The organism is Acinetobacter sp. ANC 5414 (assembly GCF_013004295.1).
Taxonomy (GTDB): Bacteria; Pseudomonadota; Gammaproteobacteria; order Pseudomonadales; family Moraxellaceae; genus Acinetobacter.
In genome coordinates, this window is record NZ_JABERM010000025.1 from 51,332 (window position 1) to 73,245 (window position 21,914).

21 protein-coding genes are annotated in these 21,914 nt (G+C 40.9%); 9 read left to right on the plus strand and 12 right to left on the minus strand.

Going from position 1 to position 21,914, the window contains the following annotated elements:
* Window positions 1–10: 10 nt before the first annotated feature.
* From pstC to HLH18_RS11350, 5 genes are all read left to right on the plus strand, one after another.
* Entirely contained in the window at window positions 11–1,390 is a 1,380-nt protein-coding gene (gene pstC, locus HLH18_RS11330; protein ID WP_171546915.1) for a phosphate ABC transporter permease subunit PstC, read from the plus strand.
* On the plus strand, window positions 1,387–2,778 hold the full coding sequence (pstA, locus tag HLH18_RS11335; RefSeq protein WP_214647331.1) for a phosphate ABC transporter permease PstA: 1,392 nt from the start codon (window positions 1,387–1,389) through the stop codon (window positions 2,776–2,778). The genes pstC and pstA overlap by 4 nt, the downstream gene beginning before the upstream one ends.
* Window positions 2,779–2,791: 13 nt before the next feature.
* Window positions 2,792–3,718, plus strand: coding sequence for a phosphate ABC transporter ATP-binding protein PstB (gene pstB / locus HLH18_RS11340; protein ID WP_131286835.1), 927 nt, complete (start codon window positions 2,792–2,794; stop codon window positions 3,716–3,718).
* Window positions 3,719–4,023: 305 nt separating this feature from the next.
* Complete coding sequence (gene sohB, locus HLH18_RS11345) at window positions 4,024–4,986, plus strand: protease SohB (protein WP_171546916.1); 963 nt, start codon at window positions 4,024–4,026, stop codon at window positions 4,984–4,986.
* 125 nt (window positions 4,987–5,111) lie between these two features.
* A complete protein-coding gene (locus HLH18_RS11350) occupies window positions 5,112–5,729 on the plus strand; it encodes a cytochrome b/b6 domain-containing protein (protein WP_171546917.1) in 618 nt (205 codons plus the stop codon).
* Here HLH18_RS11350 and HLH18_RS11355 read toward each other — a convergent pair.
* The 10 genes from HLH18_RS11355 to HLH18_RS11400 all read right to left on the minus strand — a co-directional run bounded on the left by HLH18_RS11355 (window position 5,685) and on the right by HLH18_RS11400 (window position 14,472).
* The gene (locus tag HLH18_RS11355; RefSeq protein ID WP_171546918.1) at window positions 5,685–6,359 is read right to left on the minus strand and encodes a DUF2238 domain-containing protein; all 675 of its coding nucleotides are present in this window, start codon (window positions 6,357–6,359) and stop codon (window positions 5,685–5,687) included. The genes HLH18_RS11350 and HLH18_RS11355 overlap by 45 nt on opposite strands.
* A gap of 81 nt (window positions 6,360–6,440) precedes the next feature.
* On the minus strand, window positions 6,441–7,829 hold the full coding sequence (gene purB, locus HLH18_RS11360; protein WP_171529505.1) for an adenylosuccinate lyase: 1,389 nt from the start codon (window positions 7,827–7,829) through the stop codon (window positions 6,441–6,443).
* 320 nt (window positions 7,830–8,149) lie between these two features.
* Complete coding sequence (gene hflD, locus HLH18_RS11365; protein ID WP_171546919.1) at window positions 8,150–8,881, minus strand: high frequency lysogenization protein HflD; 732 nt, start codon at window positions 8,879–8,881, stop codon at window positions 8,150–8,152.
* Window positions 8,882–8,896: 15 nt separating this feature from the next.
* On the minus strand, window positions 8,897–10,030 hold the full coding sequence (gene mnmA, locus HLH18_RS11370; protein ID WP_171546920.1) for a tRNA 2-thiouridine(34) synthase MnmA: 1,134 nt from the start codon (window positions 10,028–10,030) through the stop codon (window positions 8,897–8,899).
* A gap of 4 nt (window positions 10,031–10,034) precedes the next feature.
* Window positions 10,035–10,520 (minus strand): NUDIX hydrolase, encoded by a 486-nt coding sequence (locus tag HLH18_RS11375; RefSeq protein WP_171546921.1) that lies wholly within the window; start codon window positions 10,518–10,520, stop codon window positions 10,035–10,037.
* Window positions 10,521–11,097: 577 nt separating this feature from the next.
* A complete protein-coding gene (locus HLH18_RS11380; RefSeq protein WP_171532745.1) occupies window positions 11,098–11,373 on the minus strand; it encodes a hypothetical protein in 276 nt (91 codons plus the stop codon).
* A gap of 183 nt (window positions 11,374–11,556) precedes the next feature.
* The gene (locus HLH18_RS11385; RefSeq protein ID WP_171547023.1) at window positions 11,557–12,099 is read right to left on the minus strand and encodes a gamma carbonic anhydrase family protein; all 543 of its coding nucleotides are present in this window, start codon (window positions 12,097–12,099) and stop codon (window positions 11,557–11,559) included.
* Window positions 12,100–12,212: 113 nt separating this feature from the next.
* Window positions 12,213–13,361, minus strand: a complete 1,149-nt coding sequence (gene dacC / locus HLH18_RS11390; protein ID WP_131286817.1) for a D-alanyl-D-alanine carboxypeptidase PBP5/6 — start codon at window positions 13,359–13,361, stop codon at window positions 12,213–12,215.
* Between the two features lie 115 nt (window positions 13,362–13,476).
* Window positions 13,477–13,866 carry an MCR_0457 family protein gene (locus tag HLH18_RS11395; protein ID WP_171546922.1) on the minus strand — a complete coding sequence of 130 codons (390 nt, stop codon included), beginning with the start codon at window positions 13,864–13,866 and terminating at the stop codon, window positions 13,477–13,479.
* Window positions 13,867–14,097: 231 nt separating this feature from the next.
* A complete protein-coding gene (locus HLH18_RS11400; protein WP_171529893.1) occupies window positions 14,098–14,472 on the minus strand; it encodes an MCR_0457 family protein in 375 nt (124 codons plus the stop codon).
* A 114-nt stretch (window positions 14,473–14,586) separates the two neighbouring features.
* Here HLH18_RS11400 and surE point away from each other — a divergent pair, with 114 nt between their 5' ends.
* The 3 genes from surE to HLH18_RS11415 all read left to right on the plus strand — a co-directional run bounded on the left by surE (window position 14,587) and on the right by HLH18_RS11415 (window position 17,310).
* The gene (gene surE / locus HLH18_RS11405; RefSeq protein ID WP_171529892.1) at window positions 14,587–15,357 is read left to right on the plus strand and encodes a 5'/3'-nucleotidase SurE; all 771 of its coding nucleotides are present in this window, start codon (window positions 14,587–14,589) and stop codon (window positions 15,355–15,357) included.
* Between the two features lie 115 nt (window positions 15,358–15,472).
* Complete coding sequence (locus HLH18_RS11410; protein WP_171546923.1) at window positions 15,473–16,288, plus strand: peptidoglycan DD-metalloendopeptidase family protein; 816 nt, start codon at window positions 15,473–15,475, stop codon at window positions 16,286–16,288.
* Between the two features lie 92 nt (window positions 16,289–16,380).
* Complete coding sequence (locus HLH18_RS11415; protein WP_171546924.1) at window positions 16,381–17,310, plus strand: LysR family transcriptional regulator; 930 nt, start codon at window positions 16,381–16,383, stop codon at window positions 17,308–17,310.
* Window positions 17,311–17,372: 62 nt separating this feature from the next.
* Here the strand turns inward: HLH18_RS11415 and HLH18_RS11420 are convergent, their stop codons facing one another.
* The gene (locus tag HLH18_RS11420) at window positions 17,373–18,584 is read right to left on the minus strand and encodes an aspartate aminotransferase family protein (protein WP_171546925.1); all 1,212 of its coding nucleotides are present in this window, start codon (window positions 18,582–18,584) and stop codon (window positions 17,373–17,375) included.
* A gap of 162 nt (window positions 18,585–18,746) precedes the next feature.
* Here HLH18_RS11420 and grxD point away from each other — a divergent pair, with 162 nt between their 5' ends.
* The gene (gene grxD / locus HLH18_RS11425) at window positions 18,747–19,088 is read left to right on the plus strand and encodes a Grx4 family monothiol glutaredoxin (RefSeq protein ID WP_067725102.1); all 342 of its coding nucleotides are present in this window, start codon (window positions 18,747–18,749) and stop codon (window positions 19,086–19,088) included.
* 82 nt (window positions 19,089–19,170) lie between these two features.
* Here grxD and HLH18_RS11430 read toward each other — a convergent pair whose 3' ends face one another.
* Window positions 19,171–21,783 carry a Lon protease family protein gene (locus HLH18_RS11430; RefSeq protein WP_214647337.1) on the minus strand — a complete coding sequence of 871 codons (2,613 nt, stop codon included), beginning with the start codon at window positions 21,781–21,783 and terminating at the stop codon, window positions 19,171–19,173.
* Between the last annotated feature and the right edge of the window lie 131 nt (window positions 21,784–21,914).

Sequence of the window (21,914 nt, forward strand, 5' to 3'; positions counted from 1 at the left end):
CGGAGAATACATGAATCTGCTACTCATAGGTGTGTTATTGGCATTGATTGCCGTAGCCTATCAAATCGGGTTATCTAAAAGCCGTAGCCTGGCAGGTAAGGGAAATAACTCTGCGAAGTTGCACTCTCGACCTGGATATTACGGTGCGTTGGTGGCTTTATGGTGTGGTATCCCTGCTTTTTTAATTTTACTGGTTTGGAACATTGTCGAACCGAATATTTTACGACATGTGATTTTAAATAATATACCTGCAAATATTGCAGCAACATTAGATCAATCTGGCATGGAAGTTGTGATTGACCGTGTTCAGGCCATTGCCTCTGGTTTTGGGGTCAGTGATAAAGCTGCAGCCTATGAAATTGCCGCAGCACAACAGTTATCAAGAATTGAAAACATTAGTTCTTTTGCTAAATTGGCCGTGGTGATCTGTGCCGCTTTAGCGGGTCTGGTTTTGGCAAAAAAACGTGTAGCACAACAATATCGTGCACGTAACCAAGTTGAAAAAACCATTAATGTGGCTTTAGCCTTATGTTCTGGTGTAGCAATTTTAACCACCATCGGTATTGTGATGTCGATGTTTAGTGAAGCCATGCGCTTCTTTAACTTCGTCAGTCCACTCGATTTCTTCTTTGGTACAGAATGGAATCCGGGTTTTAGTACATCAGGAAATGCCGAAGGAAGTTATGGCCTGTTGCCGCTGCTTTGGGGCACGCTGATGGTCAGTGGTATCGCTTTATTAGTTGCAGTACCAGTTGGTTTGATGATTGCAATCTATTTGGCTGAATATGCATCCTCTGGCTTTCGCTCTTGGGCAAAACCGGCGATTGAAGTTCTAGCCGGCATTCCGACCATCGTTTATGGTGTGTTTGCATTAATGATTATTGGTCCATTCTTTAAAATGCTTGGAGCAAGCATTGGGCTAGAAATTAATGCCACCAGTGCCTTAACCGCAGGTTTCGTGATGGGGATTATGATTATCCCGTTTGTATCTTCACTTTCAGATGACATTATTACCCAGGTACCTCGCTCGCTACGTGATGGTTCTTTAGGACTCGGTGCAACCAAGTCGGAAACCATTCGTCAGGTAGTGTTACCTGCAGCCTTGCCGGGCATTATTGGTGCATTTTTACTTGCAGCATCTCGTGCCATTGGTGAAACCATGATCGTGGTTCTGGCGGCAGGGAATAGTCCATTACTGCATGCTAATCCGTTGGAAGCGATTTCAACCGTGACCATTACTATCGTCAATCAACTTACAGGTGATACCGACTTTGCCAGCCCACAAGCATTGGTGGCATTTGCATTGGGTTTAACCTTGTTTGTGATTACTTTAGGTTTGAACATCGTTGCACTGTATATCGTGCGTAAATATCGCGAGCAATACGAATGAGTACTTCTAATACATCTTCCATGGATCAGGCACGTGATCCACGCGTTTCTGCTGAATTGCGCGAAAAACGTAAACAAAGAATTAGTAGTTCTTTGGCAAAGCGTCATCGCAAAGAAAAAATGTTCCGCATATTCGGCTTCTCTGCAGTCATTACCGGTCTGTTCTTTGTGGTACTGCTATTCGGAAGTATTCTGGCAAAGGGCTTACCGGCATTTTGGCAAACCAGTATGACGGTTCCGGTCTATTTTGATCCGACTATAATTAATGTGGGTGCGAAGCCTATCAAAAAAGCAGGCGAATCTCCTGCCCATTTTCAAGAGCGCTTTATCGCTTGGCAAACTGAAATGGGGATGGTTGATTGGGATGCTTTAATCGTGAACGGATTAATTGCAAAAGACCCAAGTATTGCGTCTAAACGCGATGAGCTTGCAAGTCTGTATACCAGCTCAGAAGCTTACCGTGTACGTGATATGGTACTTGCAGATCCAGCATTGGTTGGTCAAAAGAAAGATTTGAATATTTTGGCCGATGCCAATGTTGATGTATGGTTAGCAGGAAATATTGATCGCTCATTACCTGATGACCAACAGCAATTAAGCCCGGAAATTCGCCAACTGGCTGATGATTTAAAAGCCAAAGGTGTGCTTGAAAATACCTTTAATACCAATATTTTCACTAATCCAGACTCGCGTAGTTCTCCAGCAACTTCTGGTTTGGCCGGCGCATTCATGGGCTCATTGTTCATGATGTTGATCGTGATTTTTATCTCGATTCCAATTGGTGTGGCATCTGCCATTTATCTGGAAGAATTTGCACCGAAAAATTTCATTACTGATGTCGTGGAAGTGAATATCAATAACCTTGCAGCTGTACCATCCATCGTATTTGGTCTGCTGGGTGCTGCCATTTTTATTGGCTGGATGCAGTTACCGATTTCTGCGCCTTTGGTCGGTGGTCTGGTACTCAGTCTGATGACACTTCCAACCGTGATTATTACCACACGTGCATCGCTTAAAGCTGTACCTCCATCGATTCGTCAGGCGGCATTGGGCTTGGGTGCTTCTCGAGTACAAACGGTATTTCACCATGTATTGCCATTGGCGATACCGGGTATCTTAACCGGTGCAATTATTGGTGTGGCACAAGCCTTAGGTGAAACAGCACCGCTGCTCCTGATTGGTATGAGTGCCTTTGTTGCGAGTATTCCGGCTTCACCATTGGATCAATCCACAGCATTACCGGTACAAATTTTCTTATGGCAGGGCAATGAATTACGTAACTTCTTCGAAGGACGTACCGCTGCTGCAATTATTGTCTTACTTGCACTGATGGTGGGCTTAAATAGTCTGGCAATATGGTTACGTAAGAAATTTGAAGTACGCTGGTAGGAAAGGGCAATATATGAATACTGTAACAGCGATGTCAAAAACAAATTCCTTAGAGCAGGATGAATCCGTGAATCAAGATCAGAAACAATTTACCTCACCCGAAGTAGATAACAAACGTCAAGGCACTTCATTTGTTTCGCAATTTGATACCCATCCTTCGGCTAAAAAAGAAAACCAAACATCCAATGTTAAAATAAGCACTTCGGATGTCCATGTTTACTATGATCAAGCAGAAGCCATTAAAGGTATTGATATCAATATCTATGAAAATGAAGTGATTGCTTTCATTGGTCCATCCGGTTGTGGTAAATCGACTTTTCTACGTACTTTAAACCGTATGAATGACACCATTGATTCGTGTCGCGTGACGGGTAAAGTGATGCTGGATAACCAAGATATCTATGATCCAAACCTGGACGTGGTATTACTTCGTGCTCAAGTCGGCATGGTGTTCCAAAAACCAAATCCTTTCCCGAAATCAATTTTTGATAACGTAGCTTATGGTCCAAAACTTCATGGTTTGGCGCGTGACAAATACGACCTGGAAGAAATTGTTGAAAACAGCTTGCATAAAGCTGGTCTTTGGGATGAAGTCAAAGACCGTTTAAACCAACCGGGTACGGGTCTTTCAGGTGGTCAGCAACAGCGTTTATGTATTGCACGTACTATCGCGGTGAGCCCAGAAGTGATTTTGATGGACGAACCATGTTCAGCACTGGATCCAATTGCAACGGCAAAAATTGAAGAGCTGATTTCAGAGCTTTCGACGCAATATACCATTGCCATTGTTACTCACTCGATGCAACAGGCAGCGCGTGTATCTGACCGTACGGCTTACTTCCATCTAGGTGATTTGATTGAAGTGAACTCGACTGAAAAAGTCTTCACTCAGCCAGATCATCAGTTGACTGAAGCTTATATTACTGGTCGTTTTGGTTAATGAAATGATAGTAGTGAAAAAGAGCCGAAAGGCTCTTTTTTATTGAATCATCAATTTTTAAATCAAATATTTTTGTTTAAAAACGAAATGCAACGTGTTCCGCTAGCCATCATTTAACCTTTATTTTTTATCCGATGATTATCTTTAGGCATGTATTTTTATGCTGGGAAAATGTCTTGCTGTCTAAAGTGCTTAAGTGAAAATAATCTCTGCAATTGGATGATTTATAAAATTCATATTGAATTTTCAATCTTTTGACCTCATGTTAAAGACAACTGCAGATACAATTAGAGAAATCATTTTATATGTTATTCCATAACCCTAAATTGCCGGCTGAAATTCGAATCAGCCATTTAAATGCGCGCGTAAATGAACAACGTAAAAAAATTGCGCAAGCCACAGCATCTAAATTTGAACTCTTGCAACTCACTCAACAGCTTTCAAAAGAAGCCAAGTTACGTAAAAAGAATAATCAAAAAATTTATGTACTCGATTTTAAGGGTGATACCGCTGCATCTGCTGTAGAAAGCTTACGTGAAGAAATCACCCTAATTTTAGCGACAGCAAAAGCAGGGCGTGACCGTGTGGTTGTTCGCCTGGAAAGTCCGGGTGGTATGGTGCATGGTTACGGTCTGGCGGCTGCACAACTGGTGCGTCTGCGTGATGCTGGTTTTAACCTGACGATTTGCGTCGACAAGGTTGCAGCTAGCGGCGGTTATATGATGGCGTGTATTGCCAATGAAATTGTTTCTGCGCCATTTGCCGTTGTGGGTTCAATTGGTGTAGTTGCTCAAGTGCCCAACTTCAACCGTTTATTGAAAGACAAGCATATCGATTTTGAGCTTTATACCGCAGGTGAATTTAAACGTACCGTAACCATGTTTGGCGAAAATACCGCTGAAGGTAAAGCGAAATTTGAAGAGGAATTGCAACAAACTCATGAGTTGTTCAAACACTTTGTTGAAAAATATCGCCCACAACTGAATGTTGAAAAAGTCGCAACAGGTGAGCATTGGTATGGAAAAGATGCGCTTGAATTAAACTTGGTCGATAAACTGCAAACCTCAGATGAATATCTGCTGGGTTTATTGGCACAGCATGATGTGTATGTGCTTGATATGCGTCGTAAACCAACTTTGGGTGAAAAGCTGGGCTTGCAAGCTGCACAAATGGCAGATGGTTTGGTGCCTGCAGTGATGAATAGGGTCATGGAAACATTGTCAAAAGCGAGTGCGAATGTCATTCAACTGCGTGATCCTAAGCTTTAATTTAAATTGATCTTCTGATTTTAAAATGGCGCTCTAATGAGCGCCATTTTTTTGACTGTGTCTTAATATTCAGCTCAGCTTGAGCTGCTATGCTGCGACTAAAATACAGTCAACCAAGGTTTTTTATGGCTCAGAACACAACAATATCTTCTACAGATTTACTGATTCGATTTTTGCATATCATCATCATTTTGAGCTTTACTGGGGCTTATCTCACGGGGGATGCAGAAGAATGGCATCAAGTGCATATGGCATTTGGCTATACACTCGGTATTAGCCTAGTCTTAAGAATTTTATGGCAATTTTTTGCTCCTCGACTTGCCCATACTCAGCCTTCGGGAGTGAATCGACGATTTCATGTGATCAAGCCATTTGTACAGCGCTATTGGGCGCAACCGCAGCAATGGCTTTCCCCGACATTTTTAAAAGCAGCCAGTTCTAGCCTGTTTCAGCTGAGCATACTGGGTGTTTTTTGCCTGTTGCCCTTAACTGTGCTGGCAGGATTTTTAACCGACTATACGCAGAGCCACAGTTTAAAAGAAGTGCATGAATTATTCGCCAATCTGTTTTTAGCGAGTGTATTGCTACACTTAGCAGCACTGATACTGAATAGTGTTTTGCTGAAGAAATGGCTGGCAAAGCGTATGTTTTGGGGGACAGAATCGCATTCATGGTTCACCCTGTTTACTTTAGTTCTGTCACTGGGCGTGTTGGTCGCTTTTTGGTTGTGGTACTTTAGCTAGGCTTTTATACCGACACCAGCACAGGTGAAGCAGACCGTAGCTTGCAGCCCCAAGTGTTGCAAGCAGCATATCCATATGTGCATCCCAGACATCACCCTGCTGGCCGTTGTAGTTTTCAGCATCTTCAGGCGATAAACCAATGGCAATTAGCCATTCAAGCCATTCATAAATTAAACTGGTGGCCATGATAAACTGGACCACCAATAAAAACAGCGTGAAGGGTTTAGCCTCAGGCAGCCATACATGAAACAGTCGCAGTAGCACGGGGTAGAGCAGTAAACCACATGCAAGATGTACTAAACGGTCATACATATTGCGTGACCAGCCCATCGATTGATTGAGGTCAAAACTGAACAGTTGAATTAGCCATTCGTTATAGGGCACATAGGAGTACAGGTAATGTGCTCCTACAATATGAATCAGTAAAAAAATAAGATAGAGCGCAAAACTGTAAAAACTCAGGCCAATTTTCTTTTGGGTAAACAACAAGGCAGCGAGCATAAATACTGTGCCGAGCTGATGCAGTATATATGCTTCAAATTCTAAAGGACGAATACTTGCAATCACTATGGCAATGGTTATAAAACCTAAACCAAGCCAGTGTTTTAAGGTGAGTTGGTATTCAATCATCTTATTGTTTTCGACTATAAAGTAGTGGAATTATAATAAAAAAGCGAAGCCGAAGCTTCGCTTTTTCTGGCTAAAATTTAATTAGATTTTAGCGATTAACTCTTTAATTTGTTTCGCTTGCTCAGCTGCATTACCTGTATAGGTTGCAGGTGTCATCTCAGCCAAACGTGCACGATCCGCCGCAGGAACAGCTTCAAGTTCATTACCATTTACGAAGTTCACCATCATTTCGCGAGTCATCGCTTGACCACGAGTCAGGGCTTTTAATTTTTCGTATGGTTTTTCTACGTTATAACGACGCATAACGGTTTGAATTGGTTCAGCCAATACTTCTTGAGCATGGTCTAAATCTTCAGCAATACGCGCAGCGTTAAGCTCTAATTTGCCAATACCTTTTAAGCAAGCCTCAAAAGCAATCAAGCTTTGCGCAAAACCAACACCCATGTTACGAAGAACAGTAGAGTCAGTTAAGTCACGTTGCCAGCGAGAAATCGGAAGTTTTTCACCCAAGTGAGCCAATACAGCATTGGCCAAGCCTAAGTTACCTTCAGAGTTTTCGAAGTCAATCGGGTTGACTTTGTGCGGCATAGTTGAAGAACCCACTTCACCTTCTTTCAAACGTTGTTTGAAGAAACCTAAAGAGATATAACCCCAAACGTCACGGTTAAAGTCGATCAAAATCGTGTTGAAGCGACGTAACGCATCAAAAAGTTCCGCCATGTAATCATGTGGTTCAATTTGAGTAGTGTATGGGTTGAAAGCTAAACCTAAAGATTCAACAAAAGCTTGTGAATGTGCAGGCCAGTTAATTTCTGGATATGCTGAATAATGGGCATTGTAGTTACCTACAGCACCATTGATTTTACCGAGCAATTCAACATGGTTAAATTGCTTGATTTGGCGTGCAAGGCGGTAAGCCACGTTTGCCATTTCTTTACCCAAAGTGGTTGGGCTTGCAGTTTGACCATGTGTACGAGACAACATCGGTTGTTCAGCGTGAGTTTCAGCCAAAGTTGCAATTGCATCGATGATGCTTTGCATTGAAGCAACCAGAACATCACGACCATTTTTTAACATCAAGGCATGCGACAAGTTGTTGATGTCTTCAGAAGTACATGCAAAGTGAATGAATTCACCAGCATCTTTCAATTCATCAATGTGGGCAATTTTTTCTTTAAGAAAGTATTCAACCGCTTTTACATCGTGGTTGGTGGTACGTTCAATATCTTTAATGCGGTTTGCATCATCTTCAGAGAAATCAGCCACGATTGCATCTAGAGCAGCATTGGTTGCTGCTGAAAAAGCTGGAACTTCAGTGATTTCAGGACGGTTTGCAAGCGCTTGTAACCAGCGCACTTCAACAGTCACACGAGCATGGATTAAACCAAACTCAGAGAGGAAAGGACGGAGAGCATCACATTTGCTCGCGTAGCGTCCATCTAATGGAGAAAGTGCGGTTAAAGCGTTCATAGCGATTCCTTAAACTTTGGAATTGAGGGGCCGAATACGTTTCAAAAATGTGTTGCGTTGAAAATTAAAACGGAGCAAACAGGGCACGAAATGCAAAGAATAGCGGGACTATTTTTAAATTTCGTAACACAGTTTGAGATTGTTTTAATTTCAACCCTTCGGGACTCGAGTATTTTTTATGCTACTTAGTTATGTTTTGCTCACTTAGAACAACTAAGTTTTACAAACCATGCCTCGCATCATTAAAAAAATACTCATTGTCTCAATCGTTTTTGCAGCATATACGGTCCCTATGTAAAACAAAGCCCGCACAGCATCAGTTAAACCACCTGATACTGTAAACGGGCAAGATCTTGAATATCTTGGAGCAGCTTACGCTTACTGAAAATCATGCCCCATGAACTGCCCCCCATCTGGCGCCATAAGTGTGCCAGTTGTAGGCCAGTAAACAGGGAAGCGCGAATACGGTTGGTATGAGAAGTATCTTTAAACGCTTGGGCATTGCCTTTGACCATAATGCGAGGATTAATTTGTCCTGCAGTTTCGACATAGGTTTGAGCAAGATTGGCAAGAATACTCGGATGTAAATAATTATTATCAAAAAATGAAAGTTGCTTTAATATTTTTTGTTGTGACTTTTCAATAATTTCCACAAATTTTGGATTGCTATAAACTTTTTTCTCTAACTGTAACAAGGCCATGGCATAGCTCATCGGTAACTTGGCGCTAGATAATTTAGGTAAACGAGATTTGGGAGAGGGGTTAAACGGTTGGTTAATACTATTTTCTAAAGTTTTTAAACCGAGGGAAATATCGGCAAGTTGATTAAAAAAATCTAAGGTTTGGCAGGATTCATTGGCGGTAGGGCGGATATTCAGGCTGGCTTTAATGAGTTGCTCTAGATAGAAGCTACCGCTTTCACCAATACTCTGCTGTCCGGACATGGCGGTCATGTGGGTCAGCTGTGTCGATTGAAACACAGCTGCCAACGCCAAAGCACGGTTTTGGCGTACATTCAAAGTTTGAGGCTGTTGAAAGGGTAACTCAGCCATGCCTATCGCTTCCTTTTAAATAAAATCAGGTTTTGGCGCATTGGTATGATGAATCACACCGCCACCTAAACAAACTTCATCTGCGTAGAACACTACACTTTGTCCTGGAGTCACCGCACGTTGCGGCTCGTCAAATTCAACGCGTACACCATTTGGCATATCGGCATCTTTATAAATAACACAATCTTGATCGGGTTGGCGATAACGCGTTTTCGCAGTGCAACGGAAACCAGTCTTTGGAATCTCTTGCTCACCCGCGACCCAGTCAATCGCTTCACTCCAAAGTATAGTACTTTGCATCAGTGGATGCTCATGACCCTGACCAATGACGAGGCGGTTGTTTTCAATATCTTTATAAAGAACAAACCATGCACCTTCAGATTCGCCTTTAAGACCACCTAAGCCGATGCCGCCACGTTGACCGAGCGTATAGTACATTAAGCCGTGATGTTCACCAACCTCTTTACCTGTATCTAATAGAATTTTTCCAGCTTGGGCAGGTAAATACTGTTTTAAAAAGTCATTAAAACGACGTTCACCAATAAAGCAAATGCCGGTTGAATCTTTTTTCTTCGCTGTTGCAAGACCGAGTTCTTCAGCAATACGACGAACTTCCGGTTTTTCAATTTCACCCACAGGGAACAAAGTCTTGTTAATTTCACGACCATGTACCGCATGTAAGAAATAAGTTTGATCTTTGTTTTGGTCAAAGCCGCGTAATAAAGGTGCGTATTCTTCACCACGCGAGTTGGTCATGGTTTCACCGCGACGGCAGTAATGACCTGTTGCAATAAAGTCTGCACCCAGATTAATCGCATGATCTAGAAAGGCACGGAATTTGATTTCTTTATTACACAAAATATCCGGGTTTGGCGTACGACCGGCAGCATATTCAGCCAGGAAATGTTCGAAAACACGATCCCAATATTCCATGGCAAAGTTGGCGGTATGCAGTTTGATGCCAATTTTGTCGCAAACAGCTTGCGCATCGGCAAGGTCTTCCATAGCCGTGCAATATTCCGTGCCGTCATCTTCTTCCCAGTTTTTCATGAAAAGTCCTTCAACCTGATATCCTTGTTGAAGAAGAAGTGCTGCAGAAACAGAAGAATCTACACCACCAGACATACCGACGATGACACGTTGTTGCATAGGATTAAGCATCCAAAGTTGAAATTAAGGGAGAATTTTGGTGCTCGTAAATGAGCGATAAAGGGTATTTTTTGCCTGAAAGAGCATCTTCAATGGCTTTAATTACCAAGGGGCTACGTGCACGTGCCGATTCTTTCAGTTCATCCAAAGTCATCCAGACTGCGCCAATGATTCCTGTATCTAATGTTGCATGTTCATCATGCGCTATCGATTTTGCTAGAAAGCAGAAACGGAAATAGGTGCGATCTGGAAACATTGGCGGGGTATAGGTATAAATACCAAGCAGTGATTCAATATTCACTGTATGTCCGGTTTCTTCCATGGTTTCGCGAATGGCAGCATCAATAATGGTTTCGCCACATTCGACATGACCCGCAGGCTGATTGAACACGGTATGTGTTACACCTTCCGTATGTTCTTCAACAAACAGAAATTTTCCGTCTTTTTCGACAACAGTTGCAACCGTAACGTGAGCAGTCCAAGCAGTCATTGAAAAGCACCAAGGAATAAAAGGGCTATTCTACAAAATTTAGAGCGTGGTGGCTATGCTGATCTGAATTGAAACTTCAGTTGGTTAATTGATTTTAAATTTAGCTGCTAGTTCTTGTACTTTCTTAAACAAGAATAAATTGCGTGATTTATTTTGAATTAAAGCCAGATATTCATTTCGAGCTTTGTCCAGTTATCCATATTCTGCATAAGTAATTAATTTAGCAAAAGGAATGCCTAAAATTATTTTGTTATTATCAAGAAAATAAATAAGTTTTTGTTTAGAATTGGTCTTTTCAAAAAAGATAAATATTACCATCTAAATTTTCGACCCTTTCATTACTCAAGTCATTAAAATGTGTATTTTCATTTAAGCTATACCGAATCTCAGCGTTATTCGGTCATGCAGCAATTTGGTAACGACAAGTATTCAGATTCAGTTGAAAAAGTAGAGATATTAGTATTTGAAAAGTTGTAGTCAGATAGCCAATATTCAGGTGAAAAAATACCAATATCTATCGTAAAATTAATTTCATCTTTAATATTTCATTAAATTTAACTTTTATTAGGTACTAAACCTAGTTTTTTTGACATCTAAACTTTAATTCAGTAGAACCTAGTCTTGCAGGAATAGCGGGTATAGTTTTTTCGTCCAGAATTATCATCGTTTGATTGTTTTTTTTACAAAAGTCATTAGCTTCTCTATATACAGAAGCTTTGTTTTCTAAAGATACTCCTAGCCCAGGTGTGCCATCTTTTTTGCCAATAAAATAAGAATCTGTACCAATAGGGATGACTCCTGTACTTGCACAGCCAGTAATTAATAGTAACCCGACACAGAGAAAATGCTTCATATATTTCCTAAAATTAATCAACTGTAATAGTTATTTTGCACATGTTTAAATATTAAATGGTATGCAATGTAACCTGTTGTTTATCATATCTTTAATTTTTTGCATTTAAGACGAATAAATATTCATTTAGAGATACCTTGTTTTTAATGCTTATTAATTCTATCGGCTTATATAGCTTAATAATTAATGCGTTTCATCTAAATAATTATTCGCCACTTTTACATAATGACGCGCTGAATAAGGCAAAAATTCTTTTTCTTTCTCTGTAAGCGGACGGACTTTCTGTACCGGACTACCGACATATAAATACCCACTTTCCAGACGTTTACGTGGTGGAACCAAAGAGCCTGCACCAATCATCACATCATCTTCAATAATCACATCATCTAAAACAATGCTGCTGATGCCAATCAATACACGATTGCCAATGGTACAGCCATGTAATTTCACGTGATGTCCAATCGTGACATCTTCGCCAATAATTAGCGGTGATCCTTCAGGCTTGTCGGCTTTTTTATGACTCACATGCAGCATCGCATGATCTTGTACATTGGAATTTTTACCAATATGAATATGATTCACATCACCACGAATCACCGCAAAAGGCCACACCGATACATTTTCAGCCAAAGTCACATCACCAATCACCACGGACATGTCATCAATGTAGCAAGTGGTATCAATTTTAGGATGGTGATCTAAATAAGGGCGAATATTCTTTTTCATCATGCGTATTCAGTGGTAATGGTATGCAGTCATTATAAAATAAAAAAAGCACCCATACCGAAGTACGAGTGCTTTATCTTTAGTTTAAGGCTGAATTAAAACTTTAAATTTAATTAAAACAAGTTACTAAAGAATTGTTTGATATGGTCGATCATTTTTGCAAAGAAACCTGCTTCTTCAACGTCTTGAAGTGCAACAAGAGGTTTTTCTGAAATGACTTTACCATTAATGCTGGCTACATATTTACCAACCACCTGACCTTTTTTAAGCGGTGCAGTGAGTTTAGGTTGAACAACCAGTTGGGTTTTGATCGCGTTGGCCTGACCTTTTTGCATAGTAACATTGAAGTTTTCAGCTAAGCCAATTTGAACGTCATTGCTTTTACCATACCAAACTTTCGCTTTAGCCAAGACCTGATTCGCAGGTTGAACTTTAACGGTTTCAAAGTTTGCATAACCCCAAGCCAAAATTTCACGTGTTTGAGATGCACGCTCGTTCATGCTTGGCGCACCAAAAATCACTGAAATTAAACGCAATGGACCACGTTTGGCAGAAGTGGTTAAACAGTAACCTGCTTCTTCAGTATGACCGGTTTTTAAACCGTCTACACTTGGGTCGGTATAAAGCAAGGCATTACGGTTGCCTTGTTTAATGCCGTTAAAGGTAAATTCTTTTTCAGAGTAGATTGGGTAATATTTTGAGCTGTCATGAATGATATGTTGTGCAAGTGTCGCCATATCTTTTGCAGTCGAGTAGTGACCCTCAGCAGGCATACCGGTTGCATTGATGAAGCTGGTATTGGTCATACCGATACGTTTTGCTTCTTCATTCATCATGTGAGCAAAAGTGCCTTCATTACCAGCAATATGTTCTGCCATGGCTTTAGAAGCATCATTACCTGACTGGATGATAATCCCGCGGAGCATTTCCAATGCTGTTGCAGTACCGTTAAGCGGTACATACATACATGATTCCGTGCTACTGCCACGACACCATGCCGATTCGTTCATACGAACTTTTTCATTTTCCGTAAGATCACCACTCAACAACTTCTGTTCGATGATGTAACTGGTCATCATCTTGGTCATTGAAGCAGGGGCTAATTTTTCATTTTCATTTTTTGCTGCGAGGATTTGCCCCGTCTCATAGTCCATCAAAACATAAGATTTATTATTGAGTTCTGGTGGTGCAGATAAGACAGTTGCTGCGTATGTGAAACTCGGTAAAAGTAATAATGCAGCAAGGGCGCTTTTTCTGGTCATTCTAGGTGGTTCCAATACGTGAATAAGGCACAAAGAGCCTAGCATTCTAGGATAAAGCTAGGCCGACTTCTATGGGGAAATCGGCTTATTTCAAAAGTATTGTAACCAATTTGTGTCAATTGTTATAAGTCGTCAGTTCTTGGCAAATTTCTTGGTTTTTCGAGTCACCGGCTTTTTTCGCATCAGTACGAGCTTCAGCTAAAATGGATTTAAATTTTTTCTCTTTACTCAGCTTAGATAAAGCTGAAACAGCATCTTTTTCCTGGGGTAAATATTCCTGCGCAAGTTTGGAATATCCTCTCGAAAACTGTGCATCATCTTTCACCAGACTTGGGCAGACTTCTGACAGCACATAAATGGCTGCAAGTTCTTGTTGGGTCACTTTTTGAATCGGTGTGACTTCAATATTTTCATCTTGTTGTTTGGCAGCGTGAGTCACTGAAAGGGTCATTACAGCAGTGGTGAATAGACCCAAAGAAAGAGATTTGAACATGGATGATTTCATTTAAGTAGACCTAAATTATTTAAAAATATAACAATATAAATAAGCTTAACGATATTTTTAGTAATTGTAAGTACACAAATGTATTGAAGCTGTTGAAAATTGAAGAATCAATGAATGAAATTTGACTTATATTTGTTTTATAAAAAATAGGGCATGAAGCTGGATAATCTGCATGCCCATTTATAGAATGCTCAATAAGTTGAGTATTCTAGACAGATGATTTGTTGTGAATTATGCGTCGTAATTGATTACGTCATCACAAACTGATTTTTGTTCATCTTTACTGGTTTCTTTTGCAGCTTGACGCGCTTCATCAAGAACAGACTTATATTCTGTATCTGCTTGAATTTTGTCGTAAGTCATCGATTTATCTGAATAATCTTGCAGGTAAGACTGAATGAGCTGATGAATATTGTGATCAAATTTTGCATTTTTACCAACAATTGCAGGGCATACTTCAGCCATAACTTGAGTCGAAGCAATGTCTTCTTTAACAATGGTATTGGCTTCTGCTTGAGTTAAGCCTTCATCGGCTAAAACAGCTTGTGATAGTAACGCTGCAAAACCTAAACCCAAGAAGCTACGAAATGAGATCGTTGTAATCATTTTTTAGTCACACATTTTGAATGGATGTCGAGGGTTAAATATATATAATTCTTTATCTTATTCAATCAAATGTTCTGACCAGTCATTTTTTCAAACCGTTACGAGATTTTTTAAGTGAATATATTAATTGCCAATGATGATGGTGTTTTTGCTCCCGGTATCCAAGCGCTCGCGCATGCTTTAGCTCCTTTGGGGCGCGTTGTTATTGTTGCACCAGAAAGTGAACGCAGCGGTTTTTCCAGTGCTTTGACTTTAGATCGACCTTTACGTCCCATTCAAATTTCACCCGATGTTTGGGCGGTGAATGGTACACCGGCAGATTGCGTGTATCTATCTATGAATGGTTTATTTGATTTTGAATTTGATCTGGTGGTTAGTGGTATTAATAGCGGTGCCAATTTAGGCGATGATGTTCTGTATTCTGGAACCGTTGGTGCAGCTTTTGAAGGTCGTCTAATGAAACAACCTGCAATTGCAGTCTCTATGGCAGGGCAAAATGTTCGTTCTTACGAGCACCCGAAAGATTATGCTGTCGCTGCACAATGGGTGCATGATTTTATTGCGTCAGGTTTGCCTGTTTTACCTCCGCGTCACATCTTTAATGTCAATATTCCGGATGTAGCTGAATTACAAGGTTCAAAAATTACCTATCAGGGTAGACGCAGTCAATCCAAACCCATCACCAGTCATGTAGATCCACGCGGTCGTCAAGTGTATTGGATTGGTCTTTCTGGCGAGGCAGTCGCGGAGCCTAAAAAAGGCCTGACTGAAATAGACTCGGATTTTTTTGCCGTAGCAAATGGCTATGTCAGCATCACGCCGATTCAAATGGATGCTACAAATTATGACATTTTAAGCACATTACATGCACAGTTTTCCAAATAGTTGCAAGTAGTGTTATAACTTTGTGAAAATGTAGAATTGAAATAATTTTTTATATATTTTTTTGCTAATCTTGGCGCAAATCAATAAATACATTTGTATGTAGAGAGGAAGATTAATGCACGTGGTGTCACAATATCGCTTATTTGCTGTGCCTTCAGCCTTGCTGAAAACCATTGTATTGTCTACAGCTGTTATTTCCACTGTCATTTTGAGTGGCTGTGCTTCAAAACCACAAATTCATAATGCAACCCGTTATGCAGCTGCACCAGACTACTATACCGTTCGATCTGGAGATACTTTAAGTGGGATTGCTGCACGTTATGGTTTAGCTTATACCAGCGTTGCTGATATGAATGACATAACGCCGCCGTATCGCATTTATGTTGGACAGTCTTTACGTTTAAAAGATTCTGGTTCACGTCGTACCACCACGACGCAAGCTGTGACACAAGCTGCACCGATCCAACGTCAAACCGTTCAACTTCCAACTACTCCAGCGAAAACCACTGCACCAGTTGTAGCCAATGTTCCAACTGCACCTGTGGCATCCTCTAAAGTATCTGCGTTACGTTGGGTCAAACCAAGTAATGGTGCAGTACTGCAAAACTTTAATTTAGCCAATAATATTAAAGGGATTCGCTATACAGGCAATGTGGGTGATGCCGTTTATGCAGCAGCGGATGGACAAGTGGTTTATGCAGCAGACGGTTTAAAAGAATATGGCAACTTGATTCTGATCAAGCATATTAATGGTTACATTTCAGCGTATGCACATAACAGTAAAATGAATGTGAAAAGTGGAGAAAATGTGACGGCTGGGCAGAAGATTGCGGAAATGGGTTCATCCGGTACAACCCGCACTATGCTTGAATTTCAGGTTCGTCTAGATGGCAAGCCTATTGATCCGACTAAGGTATTACCTATTAATTAAATAAAATAATGCATTACTTAAATTTCACCGTATAATACAATGAGTTGCTTTTATCGAAAGATAAAGCATCTCATAAGTTCAGAGGGAAATTTATGTTAGATCAACTTCGAGCAATGGGTGTTTTTGCTTGTGTTGTAGAAAAAAACTCGTTCAGTGGTGCAGCCCGCAATTTAGGCATCACCACCAGTGCTGTAAGTCAGCAAATTCGTTCTTTAGAACATGAGATGGAAGTTACACTTTTACATCGTTCTACCAGAAAGTTGAGTTTAACTGAAGCGGGACAAGCTTTTTTCCACAGCTGTCAAGAGATGCTCGCTGCCGCAGAGCGCGGAAAAATACGAATTAATGAGCTGCGTGATGATCTTGTTGGTGATTTACGTATTGCAACTACGCCAGAATTAGCTGCAAATCATGTCATTCCAGCATTGTCACATTGGATGTCTGCTCATCGAGGTTTGGCAGTCCATGTAGAAGCTGACAATCAATATATTGACCTGATTGACGGTCGTATTGATATTGCGTTGCGAATAAGTTCAAAAATTGAAGATAGTAATTTGCATGTGGTGCCGCTTGCTCGAGTTGAGCAGGTTCTGGTTGCTTCACCGAGTTATTTGAATCAGTCAGCACCTGTTTCACGTCCTGAGGATTTAAAGCATCATGATTTAATTCCAATGAATGTGATTAAAAATTATCAATCTTTGTCATTCCAGCATGGTGTGACAAATGAAGACATCAGTTTGGAGATGCGTTCGAGATTGACCTCAAATAATGTCTTGGTTGCCAAAGCATTATGTCAGCAAGGACATGGTATCGCTCGAATTTTATATTTAGATGCACAAAAAGATTTAGTAAATGGCGCTTTGGTTGAAGTTTTACCGGAGTGGAGATTACCAAGTTTTACCTTGTATGCCATTATTTCAAAACATGAACAACAGCCGATGAAAATTCATCGTTGTTTAGAGGCATTAAAACAATATTTCTGCCAATTACCCGGTGGCAGAATTTATCAAGAAGCTTCATAAAAGCCGATGAGTATGAAAAAAAGCCGCTATCAGCGGCTTTTCGTTTTTGAACAATTAAAGAATTAAGCTAAAAAGGCTTTAATCATTTTTACAAGACGAGCAATCAATTGATCTGCTTGTTCTTGAGTAATGTTTAAAGTAGGTAGTAGGCGAACCACAGAACCCGCAGTCACATTAATAATTAAATGATATTCATCACGGGCAATATTCACTAGTTCACCACATTCTTTCGGTAACTCAATCCCAATCATGAGACCGAATCCACGGACTGTCACGTTTTGCTCACTCAGCTGTTGAGTCAATTGCTCAACGATATAGCTTCCCATTTTCGCAGCATTTTCAACCAGATTTTCTTTCTGAATAAGATCAATCACAGTATAAACAACACGTGAACCCAATGCTGTACCGCTATAAGTTGAACCATGGCTGCCCGCAGTCAGTACACCGACACCGCGACCCTGAGTCATCACAGCACCAATCGGGAAGCCATTACCCAAACCTTTTGCAGTGGTTAAAACATCTGGAACAATATTGGTATGCTGGTAAGCAAAGTATTTACCGGTACGACCATTACCTGTTTGAACTTCATCAAGCATCATCAACCAGTTATGTTGATTACAGATTTGACGGATTTCTTCGAGATAGCTAAAACCTTGAGGTGCGGTATTGACACCACCTTCACCTTGAATCGGTTCAACGAAAATCGCCACGATGTCTGGGTGGTTAATTGCTGCTTCCTCAATAGCTTCAATGTCACCAAAAGGTACGCGAATAAAACCTTCAACCAGCGGACCAAAACCTTCCTGAACTTTTTTGTTGCCGGTTGCAGCAAGGGTCGCCATGGTACGACCATGGAAAGAACGATCCGCAACGATAATTTTAGGATTGGCAATGCCTTGCATTGATCCAAATTTACGGGCAATTTTAATGGCACCTTCATTGGATTCTGCACCGCTGTTCGAGAAGAAAATTTCTTCCATGCCTGAAACTTCAGCAAGTTTTTGTGCTGCAGCAGTTTGCCAAGGCACTTCAAACAAGTTACTGGTGTGAATGAGGGTTGCCGCTTGATCAGCAATGGCTTCAGCAATAACAGGATGAGCATGACCTAGACCACATACAGCAATACCTGTAAGTGCATCAAAATATTCAGTGCCATCTTCTGTATAAAGATAAGAACCTCGACCGCGAACAAAGCTGATCGGCTGACGGCCAAATACTGGCATCAAGTGTGAAGGTTGATCAGATTGCACTGGGGCAAGGGTAATGTTATTCATGACTAACTCTTATCTGTTAGGTGGGAAAATAAAGGTTTATCTAAGCAAAAACTGCTACAGAATAAAAGCCCAAATGTAAATAAAAATGGAAATATTGCTTTAGTCATACTGTTTTGTTAAGTTTTGGGTATAATGCGAGGCAGATTAGTTGAGGATTTATCAATGACTGAACAAGCACGCGACACTGAAGCGTTAATTCGTGACCAAATTGCTAAACATGCAGTACTTCTTTATATGAAAGGTACGCCGCAATTCCCACAATGTGGTTTCTCTGCACGTGCGGTAGAAGCACTCAGTCAAATTGGTCGTCCATTTGCTTATGTAAACATTTTGGAAAACCAGGATATTCGCGCTACTTTGCCGCAAATTGCAAATTGGCCTACCTTCCCACAATTGTGGATTAATGGCGAATTAATTGGTGGTAGCGATATCATGCTAGATATGTTCCAAAAAGGTGAATTAAAATCTTTGGTAGAACAGCACAGCCCAGCACCTGAAGCTTAATTCAGTTGTGAAGTGATAAAAAAAGCGCCTTATGGCGCTTTTTTTAATGGGTTGGTTTAATGGTGCTTTTTAAAGAAGCAGATTACTCTGCTTCTGACTTATCCTTGCTGGTGTTTTTAGATTCGACCACATCAGATGGAAGCGGTTGTTTTTCTGCTTCTTCTTTCAGCTTTTTTTTGGCCTTTTTCTTTTTTTTCTTTTTCTTGGTCTCTTCCTCAAACGCTGCGCCATCTTCAATGGCCTGCCAATATTCAAGTTGCTCCATCACAGCAGCATAAATTGAATTTTTGCTATAGCGACCTTTTTTGTTTAGGGTGCCGACAGGGCGAGCCATCAAAATTTCTAAAGCCTGATCAATGGTCTGAATGGCATGAATATGGAATTGACCTTTTTCAACCGCTTCAATGACATCGTGTCTCAACATTAAATGTTGCATGTTTTGGCGTGGAATAATTACACCTTGTTTGCCGGTTAAGCCCTGTAATTTACAAGCATCGAAGAAGCCTTCAATTTTTGCATTTACACCGCCAATCGGTTGGACCTGACCGAGCTGATTCATTGAACCGGTGATTGCCCAGGATTGGTCAATTGGCAGTTGGCTAATGGCTGATAGTAGTGCAGAAAGTTCAGCCACGGTTGCACTGTCACCATCTACCTGACCATAGCTTTGTTCGAAGGCAAGGGCAGCAGAGAAATGTAGAATCTGTTCACGGCCAAAGTGTGCTTTGAGGAAACTCGACATCAATAACACGCCTTTGGCATGTAAGGAGCCACCGAGTTCCACACTGCGTTCAATATCAAGAATATCTCCGCCACCTTGATAGACCGAAGCAGTTAAACGCGAAGGCAAACCAAATTCCACATCTGCATACTGAATCACAGAGAGGGCATTAATCTGTCCTAAACGATGTCCTTTGGTTTCAATGAGCTGTGTGCCACGAGACAAATCTTCCCAGTACAATTCACGTAAATAACCGAGGCGGTACTTGCGATGATCGAGCGCAGTATTGATATGTTTATCGCTAACGATTTTGTCACCCGATTTTTCCGCATGATGATGTGCTTCGCGAATCAAATCACCCAAAGTCAAAGCATGTAATGACAATGAACTTTGGTCTTCTGCCTGACGACTTGAATCGGTCAGTAATGCAGCTAAAGCAGAACGGTCAAAAGGGAGTAATTTGTCTGCTTGCACATAATCGGCAATCAGCTGCATATACGCCTGCTCATTGCTGTCATTACGTTGTAATGTATCGGTAAAGTCGGCACGAATTTTAAATACACTGCCCAGTTCTGGTTCGACTTCCAGAATTTCATAATAAACTTCAGGTTCTGCAAGTAAAACGACTTTTAAATTTAATGGGATCGATTGTGGTTCAATTGAAATACTGCCGGTTAAAGTCAGCATATGTTCCAGTGAAGATAGTTTCAGCTGTCCTGATTTTAATGCACGTTTTAAACCTTGCCATGCATAAGGCTGTTCCAGCAGTTGCTCCGCTTCGAGCATTAAAAAGCCGCCATTGGCTTTATGTAGCGTGCCTGGGCGAATCAGGGTGAAGTCTGTGGTAATGGTGCCATTTTGAGTAAGCTGTTCGACATGACCCAACAAATTGTAATGTGTTGGGAAGTCTTCAAAAATTACCGGTGCGCCAGAATTTGGCTTGTATGAAACAATGATATTGGCTTGATAACGTGCCGGCACGCGGCTAAATAGCCCAGGCGTAAAGTCATCTTCTTCTTGCTCAAGCACAATTTCGACATTGTTAATAATGTCTTCGGCATAATATTTGAGATAGTCTTTTAAACCTTCGACTTCACCAAATTTATTCAGGATTTGCTCGATACGCGGCATCACCACTTGTTTGGCAATATCACGGTTTAAGCTTTGTACTTTGTCACGTGCATCATCTTCCAAATCGCCTAAGTGCAAGCCTAAGCGTTCCAGTTTTTTGTCCATGTAACGCATGTTGGTTGAAATTTCAGCACGTTCTTTACTGTTGAGCGCATTAATTTCTTCTGGCGTCATTTCTTGAGGGGAATCATCAATGAAATGTACAGGTACAAAACAATGTTCTTCATGACGTGTAATCAGTTTCAGATCCAGCGCTTCACCTTCTTTGGTGAGTTCAATCAGCGCTTGTTGTTGCTCATCCCCGATTTGCTGGCGAATCAGTTCAATTCGATTGTGATAAATTTCTGCGGTAAAACGGCGTTCTAATTGCTTTAAGATGGTTTGCCAAGTCTGATGCAACAGCGTTTGAAATTTCGCTGCTTGACCGGAAGGAAGCTCTAACGCAATCGGTTGACGCGGCAGTTTGAAATTATTGACGTAGACCCAGTCGTTTGGTGTCGGCATGGTTTTGGCGTGTTGTTGCAATAAACGCTTGATCATGGTGCGTTTGCCGAGGCCCGCCGTACCCACAGCAAAAATGTTATAGCCTGAATAAGGTAGAGCAATACCTGCTTCTACAGAGGCACGTGCGCGATCTTGCCCCAGAAAATTATTCAGGGGTTTCAGTCGACGCGTTGACGCAGGAATTTTATCGTAATTAGGAATATGCGTCAGTTGTTCAGATTTCAGTTTGGTTTTTTCTAAAGTGCTTTGTATTTCTGGTTGTTCAAATGCTGAAGTTAAAATGTTTTGGCTCGGTTGTTCAATGTTGCTGATAATATTGGCAGATAAAGAAGAGTTCATTTGCTCGAGTCTTTGGGTCACTGTGAAAATCCAAAACGAAATATTGCGGTAGAGATTTAAAGGTATACAGGTTTGCTTGAAAAATTCAAGCAGACATGACGGTTTAATCGATAAAATAAAATAATGATTTC